Genomic DNA, 14671 nt, shown 5'->3' on the forward strand with positions numbered 1-14671 from the left:
ATCTCTCGCCCGTCGACGGAGCCGCATACGCATACGTGCCGTTCGGCGGCAACCGAGGAGAATCCACTTGCAGGGTTGCGCCGGTGGGCGACTCACCCTCGAGAGCTCTGTGCACGTCACCCTTGGGAGCTCTGTGCACAACTCGCGACGAGCTTCTCGAGGCGGCGACGCAGCAGGCCGAGGTACGCGCGTCCTCGCGCCTCGTCTCGCCACTCGGGAAGGTGCGGACCGAGGTCGGGTGCGTCCGGCGCCGATGACCGGCGACGAGGGCAGATCGCTCACTCATGCGAGCCTCGATTCCAGGAGCCGGGCCAGTTCCGGTGTGCCCGGGGTCGGGGCCGCATCGGAACGCCAGGCGGGGGTGATGTGGATGGAGTCGGTGTCGCGCTGGAGGATCCCTATTTCCCGGAGGCCTCGGGTGCCGTCGGCGCGGCGGTGCACGTGCAGGACGACCTGGACCGCCGCGGCCAGCTGACTGTGCAGAGCCGCGCGGTCCATTCCACCCAGGGCGGCAAGCGCTTCCAGCCGGGCAGGAACTTCCTGGGGCGAATTGGCGTGGACCGTCCCCGCGCCGCCGTCGTGACCGGTGTTGAGAGCGGTGAGCAGATCGACGACCTCCGCGCCGCGGACCTCACCGACGACGATGCGGTCGGGGCGCATCCGCAGCGCTTGACGGACCAGATCGCGAACGGTGACCTCGCCTACTCCTTCCACATTGGCCGTGCGCGCAACCAGGCGCACCACGTGCGGATGTACGGGTGCCAGTTCCGCGGCGTCTTCCACGCAGACGATCCGCTCGGCGGGATCCACGGCCGCCAGCAGCGCGGACAACAAGGTCGTCTTTCCCGCACCGGTTCCGCCGACCACGAGGAATGCGAGGCGGGCGCGCACGATATCGCCGAGAAGCGCACGGGCCGCGGGAGGTAGCGAGCCGGCGGCCGCGAGGGCGTCGAGACCCTGGGTGGCTGGGCGCAGGACACGCAGCGACAGGCAGGTGCCGTCGTGGGCGACAGGCGCGAGGACGGCATGCAGCCGCACGCCGAACGCATCGCCGAGGGTCGCCTCGGTGCCGGTGAGTTTGCCGTCCACCCACGGCTGGGCGTCGTCGAGCCTGCGACCCGCCGCCAGGGCGAGACGCTGGGCGAGCCTGCGCACTGCCGCTTCATCGGCGAAACGCACGTCGGTGCGCTCGAGGCCGTGGCCACGATCTATCCACACCGCATCGGGTCCGGTGACCAGAACATCGGCCACCCGCGGATCGTGCAGCAGCGGTTCGAGCAGGCCGGCGCCGGTCATCTCGGTCTGCAGCAGACGCAGGGCGCGCAGCAGGTCGGTGTCGGCGAGGACACCGCCCGCTTCGGCCCGGATCGCGGCGGCGAGTTGGGCGGCATCGGGTGCGCCCGCGTGTTCGGCGAGGCGTTCGCGGACCCGCTCGAGCAGGTCGACGGTGACGAACGTCGTCATCACACCTCAGCCCCGACCATGGCGAGGACCGCGTCGGCCGCGTCGCGCAGCGGACCGCGCCTGCGCACGCTGAGCCCGCCGCGTTCGAGCCGCGCGGCCAGCCCGGCCTGTCCACGCACGGCCGCGAGCAACGGCAACCCCAGCACCTCGGCCACCTCCGCGCCGCGCAAACCGCCCGGTGCCGGGCCGCGAACCACCAAGCCCCGGTTCGGGTTCCGCTCGCCGAGATACGCCGACACCACCTCGGCGGCGGCAACCGAACGCAACCGGGCGGGCACGACGAGAACGACGAGATCGGCGGCATCAACCATCACGTCGGCCGCCGCACCGCGCTCCCCCGACACATCGCAGACGACCAGATCACCTGCGGACCTACCGGATTCGATCACCGCACGCACCGCCGCGGGCGCCAGCTCGGCGGGCGGACCCGCGCGCCCACAGGAGAGCACAGCCAATCCGGGACAGGCGGCGGGCAGCGCGTTGTGCAGCGCGGCGGCGGAAACCCGCCCGTCTTCGATCACCAGGTCGGGCCAGCGCAGCCCGGCGACGTTCTCCATCCCGAGCACGAGGTCGATGCCACCGTCCAGGGGCGCACCGTCGATGAGCACCGCATCGCGCCGCACACGCAGCGCCGCACCGCGTAAGGCCGTCGCGGCGGCGAGCGTCGACGCGCCGGCTCCCCCACCCGCACCGGTCACGGCGACGACCACCCCCTCCCCGGTGCGCGACTCGGCATGCTCGGCGAACTGCTCGACCAGCGCGACTGCCGCGCCCGGCAGCCCGACGACGCGTTCGGCACCAACGGCGGTGGCGGCCTGCCAGTCGGCAACGGCCGGTTCACCTTCGGTGACGAGCACGATCCCCGCCCGTCGCGGGCAGCCCGCCGCGGCGGCGGCGATCGCGGCATCGGTGTCGAGGATCACCAGGCCCGCGCTCGCCCAGGCGTGCCTGCCGACGGGCATGTTCCGTTCGTCGGTCACCCGCTCGGCGGCCGCGGCCACGCGGCGCACCTCGGCGCGCAGCCGTTCGTCGCGCACGAGCACGAGGGCGGGCGAGATCGGAGCGGAGGCGGGGGCGAGGTTCATGCGGTTCAGCGTGCTCGCGGAGGACCTCGGCCGACACCCGTCGAACGGCGACTGTGGATAACTCGCGGGGTGTGGATAACTTCCGAATACGCTGCCGGATGAAACTAATCGTCCTGAAAATAGAGGACGGCCCCAGCCGGGGGGGAGGAGGCTGGGGCCGTCGGGTTCAGCCCCGGGGGGTCGGGCTGAACGCGCCTGGACCATGTCCAGGTGCCAGCAATACTACACCCATCACCCGCCGAGGGCGCAAGTAGCGTCGGCCGACATTCTTCGGCGATTCGCGCCCTCCGGCGTCCACGGGGCAAACGCCGAACAGTTGCCTGAGCGGGCGGATCCCACACCCGTCGGTGCGCGTGCCTATCCTGTTGTCGTGACCGCCGATCCCCGCCAGACTCCGCCTACGGACACAAGACTCGATTCCTCGGGCCGTGCGCCGACGGCCGGCGGGCGTGTGGCCGCGTTCTTCGATCTCGACAAAACGGTGATCGCGAAATCGAGCGCGTTCGTGTTCAGCAAACCCTTCTACGCGCAGGGCCTGCTCAACCGCAGAGCCGTACTGGAGAGCAGCTACGCACACTTTTTGTTCCTGCTGTCGGGTGCCGATCACGACCAGATGGAACGAATGCGGGCAAACCTGGCCAACATGTGCGCGGGCTGGGATGTGCAACAGGTGAAATCCATTGTGGCCGAGACGCTTCACGAGTTGGTCGACCCGCTGATCTACGCCGAAGCCGCCGACCTGATCGCCGATCACAAGATCCGCGGCCACGACGTGGTGATCGTTTCGGCGTCCGGCGAGGAGATGGTCGGGCCGATAGCCGAGGCGCTCGGCGCCTCCCACACCGAGGCGACGCGGATGGTCGTCGAGGACGGAAAATACACCGGCGAGATCGAGTTCTACTGCTACGGAGAGGGAAAGGTGGCCGCAATCGAAAAGCTGGCCGCCGCAGAGGGTTACGACCTGTCCCGGTGCTACGCCTACTCCGACTCGGCGACCGACCTGCCGATGCTGAGCACGGTCGGTCACCCGACGGCCGTGAACCCCGACCGCGCGCTGCGCAAGGAGGCCGTCGCACGCGGCTGGCCGGTGCTCACCTTCTCCAATCCGGTGTCGCTGTGGTCGCGGTTCCAGGCGCCGTCGAGCACCACGGTGGCGGCGACAGCGGCGGTCGGACTCAGCGCCGTCCTGGCGGGCGCGATCAGTTACCGGCTGCTGCGTAAACGCCGCTGACCTGCGACGAAGGCTTGGCCCACAAGCACGGATCGCGGACTGACACGCCGAAAACACGCGGATTCGGTAATGCCGGAGAAACGCTTGAAGTGAGCACGGTCACAGTGTAAGAATGGAGTCACGGAAGGACGGAAGGCCAAGACGGGACCGGAAGAGAAGGTTTCGCCTCCCATCCCACCCTTCCCAGCACGGACGCCAGGCACCCACGCGGAGCGCGCCGCGACAAGGGCAGCAGAGTTGTGGGCCTGCGAAATTCGGGCAGTCGTCGGCGAGAGCCTCGCACAGGTTGCGGGGATGAACCGGCGGGGTTCGGATGATCGCCGAGGCCACCGAACACAACCCACCCCAGCACGCTTGGTAACCAGGTGTTCCGTGCTAGCGGGCGGCGAAGTCGAGCAATCGGCACGCCGCCCGTTTCGATGTGTGGGGAAGGTCAGCCCGCGGCCGCGTCGGCGATCGAGTTGGCCTCTCGCGCACCGTCTTCGAGCGCGCCCGCACAGAACAGCACCCACCCGCCGACACCCTCCGCCGTGCCCATGCCGAAGCCGGCGGCCGCATCGAGGTAGGCCTGCCTGCGCCGCAGCCAGAACACCTCAGGAACGCCGAGGCTGCGGGGATCGAGCCCGGTCGACACCGCGACCAGTCGCGATGCCGCGCGGGCGACCACGCCGTCGGCGGTGCCGAACGGGCGAAGTGTCATCAGTTCGCCGTGTACGACAGCGGCGATCACCGGCGCGGGTGCCTTGCTGGTCTGCACGGTCTGAGCCAGCAGGTCCAGCCGCTCCGCCACCCCGGGTACCGGGCGCGGCCTGCCGAGTTCCTGCTGATCGGTGACGAGGTCGGCGGCGGCGAGCAGATGCAGCCGGGCCAGCGCCTGCAGCGGGGCGCGGCGCCAGGTGCCGACCAGATTGGTGAGCGCGTCACCGTCGAGCGCCTGCCCTACCCGCAGCGCGCCGGCCAGCACCGGATCGCTGACCTTGCCGTCGGCGGGCAGATCGGTGCTCGCGCCCTCGATGGCCGCGGATGAACGCGCCGCGCGGACCGCGGCCTCGGCCGCGGTGGTCGCCCAGCCGCGCCGGTTGGACTTGTGCCGGTGCACCGCGGCGAGCGCGTCGCGCGCCTTGTCGGCGGCCTCACGCACGCCGGGCAGGTCGACCAGGGGCTGCAGCGGATCAGTCACGACATACGAGGCTACCGTTCCAGCGCACCGTCCCCGACGGCCACATGCATCCCGCCCGCCCTCGGCCAGACCCGGTCGGGCCACAGCACCTCGGCGAGGCGTTTCGCCGCCGGGGTCTTGGCCCGGCGGCGACGCGCCTCCAGCTCGGCCTGCCGCTCCGCATCGATTCGATCCACCGGCGCCTCCCCACCTCAGCGAGTCACATCGCACCACCTCGGACCAGTCAACGATACGCCGCTGAGCTGCGCTGACGCGGCCATTTCACGAGCTCCCGCCGCCCCCCGCAGTCCAGCGACAGCCGGCGCTCTCGCTACCCAGCCAACAACTCCCGCCCCGGGATCGCCTCGAGCAAATCCCGCGTGTACTCCTCCCGCGGCGCGGCGAACACCTCATCCGTCGTGGCCGACTCGACAACCTTCCCGGCTCGCATGACCAGCACGTTGTCCGCGATCTGTCGGACGACGGCCAGGTCGTGAGTGATGAACAGGTACGTCAAGCCCAGCTCGGCTTGCAGGTCGTTGAGCAGCGTGAGGATCTGCGCCTGCACCAGCACGTCGAGCGCGGACACCGCCTCGTCGCAGACGACCAGTTCCGGCGACAACGCGAGCGCGCGGGCGATCGCCACCCGCTGACGTTGCCCACCGGACAGCTCGTTGGGATAGCGACGCAGCACCGACGACGGCAGCGACACCTTGTCGAGCAGGTCGCGCACCACCTTCTCGCGTTCGGCGGCGGTACCGATCTTGTGCACCCGCAGGGGTTCCTCGACGGTGCGGAAGATGGAGTACATCGGGTCGAGGGAACCGTAGGGGTTCTGGAAGATCGGTTGCACGCGGCGGCGGAACGCGAAGGCGCCCTTGCTGTCCAGCGACGACACCTCCTGACCGTCGAACACCACCGAGCCTGCCGTCGGTTCGAGCAACCCGAGCACCATCTGCGCGATGGTCGACTTGCCCGAGCCGGACTCACCGACGATCGCGGTGGTCGTGCCGCGTTCCACACAGAAACTCACGTCGTCGACGGCGGTGAAAGCCGTCGACTGCCACGGGCGTTTGCCGCGAATCTTGAACGCCTTGGTGAGGTTTCGCACGTCGAGCACGGTGTCGGGCAGGGCCTCGGTGGCGGCCACCTCGACGGCACGGTCGCGCACCTTCGCCCGCTGCCGCGACGACGACATCCGCTGCGCCGCCAGCGAGGGTGCCGAATTCACCAGCTTCTTGGTGTAGGCGTGCTGCGGGTCGCGCAGGATCTGCAGGGCCGGACCGGATTCCACCACCCGCCCGCGATACATCACCACGAGGTGTTCGGCGCGTTCGGCGGCCAGGCCGAGGTCGTGGGTGATGAGCAGCACGGCCGTCCCCAGCTCGGTGGTGAGCTCTTCGAGGTGACCGAGGATCTGGCGTTGCACGGTGACGTCGAGCGCCGAGGTCGGTTCGTCGGCGATGAGCAGTTTCGGCCTGCACGACAGCCCGATCGCGATGAGCGCACGCTGGCGCATACCGCCGGAGAACTCGTGCGGGTACTGGTTCACCCGCCGCTCGGCATCGGTCATCCCGGCCTCGGTGAGCAGTTCCACCGCCCGTTCACGCGCGGCCGCGCCCTTGGCGATGCCGTTGGCCTCCAGGGTTTCCCGGATCTGGAAACCGATCTTCCACACCGGGTTCAGGTTCGACATCGGGTCCTGGGGAACCAGACCGATCCCGTTGCCCCGGACGGCGACGATCTCCTTGGCCGACGCCTTGGTCAGGTCCTTGCCCTCGAACCGGATGGACCCGCCGGTCACCTTGCCGGTGCCGGGCAGCAGATCGATGATCGCGTGCGCGGTCGTCGACTTGCCCGACCCGGACTCGCCGACGATGGCGACGGTCTGCCCGGGATAGACGGTCAGATTCACCCCGCGCACGGCGGGCACCGGCTTGCCGTCGGAAGTGAAACTCACCTCCAGATCGCGGATTTCGAGTAGGGGTTCGGTGGTCATCGGGTGCGCTCCTTCGGATCGAGCGCGTCGCGCACCGCGTCGCCGAGCATGATGAAGCTCAGCACCGTGATGGCCAGCGCGGTCGCCGGGTAGAACAGGATCGGCGAGGTACGGATCTCGGACTTGGCACGGGAGATGTCGGCGCCCCAGGCCACGATGTCGGGCGGCAGACCGACACCGAGGTAGGACAGCGTGGCCTCGGTGACGATGAAGACGCCGAGCCAGATGGTCGCGACGACGATGAGCGGGCTCGCCGCGTTCGGCAGCACGTGTCGCATCAGCGTGCCGAACCGCGACACACCGAGCGCCTTCGCCGCCGTCACGTATTCGCTGTTCTTGGCCTCGATCACCGCGCCACGGGCGATGCGCGCGGCCTGCGGCCAGGTGAACGCCACGAGGATCGCGATCACCGTGCCGATCCCGGCCGGCCGCAGCAGCTGCAGCAGCACAATGGCGGCGAGCACCATCGGGATGGCGTAGAAGATCTCGGCGATGCGCGAGACGATGGTGTCGAGCAGTCCGCCGTAGAACCCCGACAGCGCGCCGAGCACCCCGCCCACCACCAGGAACAGCAGTGCCGAGCCGACGCCGACGGTCACCGAGGCGCGGGCGCCGTAGATGGTGCGCGCGTAGATGTCGCAGCCCTGCTTGTCGAAACCGAACGGGTGACCGGGGCGCGGCCCGTCCATTCCGAATTCGCCGAGGCAGTGGCGGGGATCCTGGCTGGTGAACAGCGACGGCCACACCACGACCAGCAGCACGAGCACGATCAGCACGACGGCCACGAGGAACACCGGGTTGCGCCGCAGCCGCCGCCACGCATCGCCCCAGATGCTGGTCGGAGTGCCCGCGTCGAGCACACGGTCGGTGGCGAGCACCTCCACCTCGTCGGCGGGGGCCACGAAATGCGGTTGCTTGTCAGGCATAGCGGATCCTCGGGTCGAGCGCGGCATAGAGCAGGTCGATGACCAGGTTCATCAGCAGGAACAGCACGACGAGCACCGTCACGAACGACACGACCGTCGGCGGCTCACCACGGATGATCGCCTGATACATGGTTCCGCCGACACCGGGGATGTTGAAGATGCCCTCGGTGACGATGGCGCCCGCCATCAGCGCACCGAAATCGGCACCGAGAAAGGTGACGACCGGAATCATCGAATTGCGCAGAATATGCACCGTGACCACGCGCCGGCGGCCGAGACCTTTCGCCGTCGCCGTGCGCACGTAGTCGGCGGATTTGTTCTCCGCCACGGAGTTTCGCGTCAGGCGCAGCACATAGGCGAACGAGAGCGAGCCGAGCACGAAAGCCGGGACGATCAGTTCACCGAGACTGGCGCTCCCGGTAACGGTTACCGGCGCGATGCCCCATTTCACCCCGAGCAGGAACTGCGCGAGATAACCGACGACGAACACCGGGAGCGCGATGATCACCAGGCTCGCGATCAGCATCGTCGAATCGAACAGTTTGCCCTTGCGCAAACCGGCGATGAGACCGAACAGGATGCCGAAGAAGCCTTCGATCAGCACGGCGAGAAACGCCAGTTTGATGGTGATCGGGAAGGCGCGTTCGAGTTCCTCGCGGACCGGCCTCCCGGAGAACGAGGTACCGAAGTCGAGGGTGAGAATGCCCTGCAAGTAGTGCAGGTATTGCATGATGAACGGCTGATCGAGGTGGTAGCGGGCGCGCAATGCCGCCTCGGCCGCCGGGGTCAGCGCCTTTTCACCGGCCAGCGCCTTGATCGGGTCGCCGGGAATCAGGAAGACCATCGCGTAGATCAACAGAGTGGCGCCGAGGAAGACCGGGATCATCTGGAGCAGGCGCCGGAGTATGTACCAAGTCATCATTCCTCCGAAAACGGCCGGGCCGAGCCACTTTTCGTGACCCGGCCCGGCGGCGAGTGGTTACTTCTCGATGTTCTCGAAGTCGAACAGGCCGTTCCAGGCGAGTTCGGCCTTGGTGACCCGGTCGGAGCGACCCGCGGCGGCGATGTAATCGAACACCGGGATATCGGCCATTTCCCGGATCATGATCGCCTGTGCCTGCCCGATGAGTTTGTAGGACTCCTCCTTCGTCGCCGCGGCCATGGCGGCGTCGAAGAGGCGGTCCACCTCGGGGTTGTTGTAGTTGACATTGTTGGTCTCGGAGTAGCTGTAGTAGTTCGACCCGAGGAACTGCATCATCGTCGGGTAGTCACCCTGCCAGCCGTAACGGAAAGCGGCGCCGATGGTTTCGGCGTTCACCGCGTCACGCACGTCCTTGAACGTGGGCACCGGATTGGCGACGGCGTCGATGTTGAGGGTGTTCTTCACGCTGTTGGCCACCGCTTCGATCCAGGCCTGGTGGCCGCCGTCGGAGTTGTAGGTGATGGTGTAGCGCGAACCGGCCCACGGCGACATGGCGTCGGCCTGGGCCCACAGCTTCTTGGCCTCCTCCGGGTTGTACTCGAACACCTCGGCGCCCGGCAGGTTCGGGTTGAAGCCGGGCAGCGTCGACGCGGTGAAATCACGTGCCGGGTTACGCAAGCCGTTGAAGATCTTCTCGATGATCTGCGGGCGGTTGATCGCCATGGAAATGGCCTTGCGACGCAGCACGCCCTCCGCGCCCGCGAAATGCGGGACATTGGACTGGATGCCGATGTGCTGGTTCTGCGCGGTCGGCTTGGTGATCGCGCGGTCGCCGAGATCGCTCTTGTAGGTGCTCAGGGCGCTGTCGGGAATGGTGTCGAGCGCGTCGAGATTGCCTGCCTGCAGATCGGCGTAGGCCGTCTCGTAGGACTGGTACATCACGAAGCGCAGGCCCTTGTTCTTGGCGGGCCTACCGCCCGGGTAATCCGGGTTGGGCTTCAGATCGATCTTGACGTTGTGTTCCCAGGATTCGAAAGCGTAGGGGCCGTTGCCGACCGGCTTCTCACCGAAGGCCTTCATGTCCTTGAACGCCACCTCGGGCAGCGGATAGAACGGTGCGTAACCGAGGGCGCTCTCGAAGTCGATCGACGGCGACTTGAGTTCCACGGTGAAGGTGCGGTCGTCGACCAACTTCAGGCCGGACATGGTCTGCGCCTTGGGCTGTTCGGCATTCACCTCGTCGAAACCGGCGATCTGGCTGAACGCGTAGCCCTGCAACTGCGCGTTCGTGCCGAGCGCACCGTAATTCCAGGCATCGACGAAGGACTTGGCGGTGACCGTTGTGCCGTCGGTGAATTTCCAGTTCGGCTTGATGGTGATGCGATACGACTTGCGGTCGGTGGTCTCGATCTTCTCGGCCATCTCGTCGTGCGCTTCGCCGTTGGCGTCGTAGTACTTCAGGCCCGCGAACAAACGGTCGACCACGCGACCGCCCATGTTCTCGTTGGTATTGGTCGGTACCAGGGGATTCTGTGGCTCTCCCGCATTGGTGGTGACAATGCCTGCATCGGCACTGTCATCGGACGAGCACGCGGTGAGACCGAGGCTTGTGGCCACTAGTCCCGCCGCGATCAGCGCGGTCGCTCTGATGAATCTCAACGATCTCTCCCGGTTCGCTTCCATGACATGAAGGGGGCGCAGTCATCTTCCGCGTCACATGTATCCCTACGGTTACATGCCGAATACGCGGAAAAGATTGCCGAACCCTTCCTGTTCGACAGAAAAAAATGAACAATTCTCGGAACCATCAGCTGAACGGTTGATCTAAAACGATAGCCCGGGATCGCCTGCCCTGTCCGCGAACTCACCGGATGAATCAAGCCCACTGAACGTCTCGGAAACCGAGCTCACGCAACGCTCACAAGGGGGCGGATACGTTCGTTACTGTCGAGGTGCCACGGCTGCGCCCTGGCGACCGACCCGACCGCACCAGGCATGTGAGGCTGACATCGACATGACCGAAACCGCTGCAGGACATCAGGATTCGTATCCGCCGAGCGTCGAGTTCGCGGCTGCCGCCAATGCCGGTGCCGAACTCTACGAGCGGGCCGACGCCGACCGCGATGGCTTCTGGGCCGAACAGGCGCGCCGCCTGCACTGGCACACACCCTTCACACAGGTCCTGGACTGGGACGATGCACCCGTGGCGCGCTGGTTCGCCGATGGCGAGCTGAACATTAGTTACAACTGCGTCGACCGCCATGTTCTCGACGGCCACGGCGACCAGGTGGCCATCCACTGGGAGGGCGAACCCGGCGATTCGCGGGCGATCACCTATCGGGAACTGCTCGAGGAGGTTTCGCGGGCGGCCAACTACCTGGCCGAGCTCGGGCTGGTCGCCGGTGACCGGGTCGCGATCTACATGCCGATGGTGCCCGAGGCGATCGTGGCGATGCTGGCGTGTGCGCGGCTGGGGCTCACCCATTCGGTGGTGTTCGCCGGGTTCTCGCCGAGCGCGCTGCGTCAGCGGGTCGACGACGCGCAGGCGCGGCTGGTCATCACGACCGACGGGCAGTGGCGGCGGGGTAAGCCCGCGCCGCTGAAGGAGGCTGTCGACGAGGCGCTGGCCGCCAAGGGCGATGTGCCGTCGTCGGTGGAGCATGTGCTGGTGGTGCGCCGCGTGGGGACCGAGGTGCCGTGGACCGATGGGCGCGATCTGTGGTGGCACGAAACCGTCTCCACCGCTTCGCCCTCGCACGAGGCTCAGCCGTTCCCGGCCGAGCACCCGCTGTTCATCCTCTACACCTCCGGGACCACCGGGAAGCCCAAGGGCATCCTGCACACCAGCGGCGGATACCTCACCCAGACCGCCTACACCCACCACAACGTCTTCGATCACAAAGCAGGCCAAGACGTCTACTGGTGCACCGCCGACATCGGGTGGGTCACCGGGCACAGCTACATCGTCTACGGACCCCTGGCCAACCGCGCCACCCAGGTCGTCTACGAAGGCACCCCGAACTCCCCCAATGAGCACCGCCACTTCGAGATCATCGAAAAATACGGTGTCACCATCTACTACACCGCTCCGACGCTGATCCGCACGTTCATGAAGTGGGGACGCGAAATTCCGGATGCCCACGACCTCACCAGCCTGCGTCTGCTCGGCTCGGTCGGCGAACCGATCAACCCAGAAGCCTGGCGCTGGTACCGCGAAGTGTTCGGCGACAACAAGACCCCCATCGTGGACACCTGGTGGCAGACCGAAACCGGCGCCATCATGATCTCGCCCCTGCCCGGCGTCACCGCTGCCAAGCCCGGCGCCGCCATGCGCCCCCTGCCCGGTATCTCGGCGAAGGTCGTGGACGAAGAAGGCAAGGCGGTTCAGCTCGGCGAGACCGAGGCCAACGGGTACCTGGTGCTCGACAAGCCGTGGCCGTCGATGCTGCGCGGCATCTGGGGCGACATGGACCGCTACCGGTCCACCTACTGGGAGCGCTACGCCGAGCAGGGCTGGTACTTCGCCGGTGACGGCGCCAAACTCGACACCGACGGCGACCTCTGGGTCCTCGGCCGCGTCGACGACGTCATGAACGTCTCCGGCCACCGCATCTCCACCGCCGAAGTCGAATCCGCCCTCGTCGGCCACCCCGCCGTCGCCGAAGCCGCCGTCGTCGGCGCCACCGACCCCACCACCGGCCAAGGCATCGTCGCCTTCGTCATCCTCACCGGATCCACCACACCCGACGACACCCTCGCCGACACCCTCAAAGCCGAAGTATCCAAACAGATCAGCCCCATCGCCAAACCCCGCGAAATCCACATCGTCCCCGAACTCCCCAAAACCCGCAGCGGCAAAATCATGCGCCGCCTCCTACGCGACATCGCCGAAGGACGCGAACTCGGCGACACCTCGACCCTCGTCGACCCCGCCGTCTTCGAGGCCATCCGCACCGGCGGCAACTGATCGGGGACCGGCACGCTACGGTTGCGGCGATAGCCGTGTCGGTCACCTCCAGGGCAGCATCGCTGATCGGATCGGCGCTAGTGTTGCGCCAAGACGTGTGCACACCGCGCGCCGCGATGCGGACCAGTTACCACAGGGAGAAGGGTCGACGAAGTGAGTTACACCCAAGGCGGAAATGACGGTCGGACGGTCACTTCCATCCCGTTGACCGACGCCAATCCGCCCGGATCGGCCAGCATCGGCAGCCTTGTCCGCGACGCCACCGAGCAGCTGTCCACGCTCGTGCGCGCCGAGGTCGCGCTGGCCAAGGCCGAGGTCACCGGCGAGGTCAAGAAGGGCCTCACCGGCAGCGTTTTCTTCATCCTCGCGCTGACGATCCTGCTGTTCAGCTCGTTCTTCTTTTTCTTCTTCCTCGCCGAACTGCTCGACGTGTGGCTGTACCGGTGGGCGGCGTTCCTCATCGTCTTCACGCTGATGGTGCTCGCCACCGCACTGCTGGCCTTCCTCGGCTATCGCAAGGTGAAGAAGCTGAAGGCGCCGGAGAAGACGATCGGCTCGCTCAAGCAGAGCGCCGAGGTGCTGCCCCAGGCACTCGCCCACCGCGAGCACGCCCCGTCGCTGGAGAAGGCGAAGAACTGACGGGTCCGACCCCGGCGGGCCCGGTCGCCACGACCGGACCCGCCCACTAGGCTCGATCGGCGTGTCGTCCAACTCATTCCCGGATCCGTCCACCGTCCGTTACGACGGCCCGTGGACCCACCGGGACGTGCACGCCAACGGGATCCGCTTCCACGTCGTCGAAGCCGACGCCACGGTGCGCGCCGACGCGCCGCTGGTGCTGCTGCTGCACGGATTCGCCGACTTCTGGTGGTCGTGGCGTCATCAGCTCACCGGAATCGCCGACCACGGGTACCGGACCGTCGCCGTCGACCTGCGCGGGTACGGCGACACGGACAAACCGCCCCGCGGCTACGACGGGTGGACCCTCGCCGGTGACATCGCCGGACTCATCCGCGCCCTCGGCCACACCGAGGCGACCCTCGTCGGCCACGCCGACGGCGGCCTCGTCTGCTGGGCCACCGCAGTCCTGCATCCGCGGCTGGTTCGGTCCATCGCGCTCGTGAGCTCGCCGCATCCCGCCGCTCTGAAGAGCGCCGTCCTGCGCGACCCCGCCCAGCGCTCCGCCTGGCTGCCCCAGTTCCTGCGCTACCAGCTGCCCCGATACCCGGAGAACCTGCTGACCCGGCGCGGCGGAGCCGAGGTGGAGCGCTTACTCCGCGAGCGTGTCGGCGATTCCTGGTCCCGCACCGCCGAATTCACCGAGACCGCGTCACGTATGCGGACCGCTATCCGCATCCCCGGCGCCGCCCACAGCGCACTGGAGTACCAGCGATGGGCCTTTCGGAGCCAATGGCGACCGGACGGCAAGCGGTTCATGGCTACGATGCGGAACCCGATCGACATACCTGTACTCGGATTGCGCGGTGCGAACGACCAGTATCTGTTGGCCGCGACCATCGAGCGGGATCAGGAGCTCTCCCCGCGTCGGGCGCTGGTGACCATTCCGAATGCGGGGCATTACGCCCATCAGGAGAATCCGGGCAAGGTCAATGAGGTGCTTACCGCGTACTGGCATGAACAGAACGGTGCCAATGACACTCCTAAGGATGACTTGGTGTCGCCCTGACGTTGTCTGACGGCGCGGTGGTGGGCGCTTTCAGCCGAGTGGCACCCACTCGTAATGGGCTGCCTGTCGAACTCCAGTCACATGGCACCACTCCAGACCGCCACCTACCGCACACCAAGCCGTGCGGCACCACCTCGGTGTTTTGTGCACCACGGAGGTATTGGGCTGTGTTTTTGGAGCGCTGGCGCGCTCGAGCGCGGCCCCTGAGGGGCCGCGCGAACAGCGCTCGAG

Annotated in this window: 12 protein-coding genes; 4 read left to right on the forward strand and 8 right to left on the reverse strand. The window is 67.4% G+C overall.

Features of this window, described 5'->3' with window-relative positions; all coding sequences use genetic code 11:
- Positions 1–282: 282 nt before the first annotated feature.
- Positions 283–1464, reverse strand: coding sequence for a TadA family conjugal transfer-associated ATPase (locus tag AB0F86_RS29195; protein WP_356984483.1), 1182 nt, complete (start codon positions 1462–1464; stop codon positions 283–285).
- Positions 1464–2549: a septum site-determining protein Ssd gene (gene ssd / locus AB0F86_RS29200; protein WP_225281423.1), complete on the reverse strand. Its 1086-nt coding sequence runs from the start codon at positions 2547–2549 to the stop codon at positions 1464–1466. The genes AB0F86_RS29195 and ssd overlap by 1 nt, the downstream gene beginning before the upstream one ends.
- 451 nt (positions 2550–3000) lie before the next feature.
- Here ssd and AB0F86_RS29205 point away from each other — a divergent pair, with 451 nt between their 5' ends.
- Positions 3001–3780, forward strand: coding sequence for an HAD-IB family hydrolase (locus AB0F86_RS29205; protein ID WP_225281484.1), 780 nt, complete (start codon positions 3001–3003; stop codon positions 3778–3780).
- Positions 3781–4213: 433 nt separating this feature from the next.
- On the opposite strand, the gene AB0F86_RS29210 is transcribed toward AB0F86_RS29205, so the two are convergent.
- From AB0F86_RS29210 to AB0F86_RS29235, 6 genes are all read right to left on the reverse strand, one after another.
- Positions 4214–4960: an oxidoreductase gene (locus AB0F86_RS29210; RefSeq protein ID WP_356984485.1), complete on the reverse strand. Its 747-nt coding sequence runs from the start codon at positions 4958–4960 to the stop codon at positions 4214–4216.
- A gap of 11 nt (positions 4961–4971) precedes the next feature.
- The gene (locus tag AB0F86_RS29215) at positions 4972–5136 is read right to left on the reverse strand and encodes a hypothetical protein (RefSeq protein ID WP_225281425.1); all 165 of its coding nucleotides are present in this window, start codon (positions 5134–5136) and stop codon (positions 4972–4974) included.
- Between the two features lie 134 nt (positions 5137–5270).
- Complete coding sequence (locus tag AB0F86_RS29220) at positions 5271–6938, reverse strand: ABC transporter ATP-binding protein (RefSeq protein ID WP_356984487.1); 1668 nt, start codon at positions 6936–6938, stop codon at positions 5271–5273.
- Positions 6935–7864 carry an ABC transporter permease gene (locus tag AB0F86_RS29225; protein WP_356984489.1) on the reverse strand — a complete coding sequence of 310 codons (930 nt, stop codon included), beginning with the start codon at positions 7862–7864 and terminating at the stop codon, positions 6935–6937. The genes AB0F86_RS29220 and AB0F86_RS29225 overlap by 4 nt, the downstream gene beginning before the upstream one ends.
- Positions 7857–8783, reverse strand: coding sequence for an ABC transporter permease (locus AB0F86_RS29230; protein WP_225281428.1), 927 nt, complete (start codon positions 8781–8783; stop codon positions 7857–7859). The genes AB0F86_RS29225 and AB0F86_RS29230 overlap by 8 nt, the downstream gene beginning before the upstream one ends.
- Positions 8784–8843: 60 nt before the next feature.
- On the reverse strand, positions 8844–10469 hold the full coding sequence (locus AB0F86_RS29235; RefSeq protein WP_356984491.1) for an ABC transporter substrate-binding protein: 1626 nt from the start codon (positions 10467–10469) through the stop codon (positions 8844–8846).
- 331 nt (positions 10470–10800) lie between these two features.
- On the opposite strand from AB0F86_RS29235, the gene acs reads away from it, so the two are divergent.
- The 3 genes from acs to AB0F86_RS29250 all read left to right on the forward strand — a co-directional run bounded on the left by acs (position 10801) and on the right by AB0F86_RS29250 (position 14440).
- A complete protein-coding gene (acs, locus tag AB0F86_RS29240) occupies positions 10801–12753 on the forward strand; it encodes an acetate--CoA ligase (RefSeq protein WP_356984493.1) in 1953 nt (650 codons plus the stop codon).
- A gap of 153 nt (positions 12754–12906) precedes the next feature.
- Positions 12907–13392 (forward strand): phage holin family protein, encoded by a 486-nt coding sequence (locus AB0F86_RS29245; protein ID WP_225281431.1) that lies wholly within the window; start codon positions 12907–12909, stop codon positions 13390–13392.
- 61 nt (positions 13393–13453) lie between these two features.
- Positions 13454–14440 carry an alpha/beta hydrolase gene (locus tag AB0F86_RS29250; protein WP_225281432.1) on the forward strand — a complete coding sequence of 329 codons (987 nt, stop codon included), beginning with the start codon at positions 13454–13456 and terminating at the stop codon, positions 14438–14440.
- Positions 14441–14671: the final 231 nt, after the last annotated feature.

Origin of the sequence: Nocardia sp. NPDC023733, assembly GCF_040639775.1 — a bacterium.
GTDB classification, from domain to species: domain Bacteria; phylum Actinomycetota; class Actinomycetes; order Mycobacteriales; family Mycobacteriaceae; genus Nocardia; species Nocardia rosealba.

Bases quoted from the DNA above. Each gene is read 5' to 3' on its own strand.
- AB0F86_RS29195 (WP_356984483.1), bottom strand. From the start codon at position 1,464: ATGACGACGTTCGTCACCGTCGACCTGCTCGAGCGGGTCCGCGAACGC.
- ssd (WP_225281423.1), bottom strand. From the start codon at position 2,549: ATGAACCTCGCCCCCGCCTCCGCTCCGATCTCGCCCGCCCTCGTGCTC.
- AB0F86_RS29220 (WP_356984487.1), bottom strand. From the start codon at position 6,938: ATGACCACCGAACCCCTACTCGAAATCCGCGATCTGGAGGTGAGTTTC.
- AB0F86_RS29225 (WP_356984489.1), bottom strand. From the start codon at position 7,864: ATGCCTGACAAGCAACCGCATTTCGTGGCCCCCGCCGACGAGGTGGAG.
- AB0F86_RS29230 (WP_225281428.1), bottom strand. From the start codon at position 8,783: ATGACTTGGTACATACTCCGGCGCCTGCTCCAGATGATCCCGGTCTTC.
- AB0F86_RS29235 (WP_356984491.1), bottom strand. From the start codon at position 10,469: ATGGAAGCGAACCGGGAGAGATCGTTGAGATTCATCAGAGCGACCGCG.
- acs (WP_356984493.1), top strand. From the start codon at position 10,801: ATGACCGAAACCGCTGCAGGACATCAGGATTCGTATCCGCCGAGCGTC.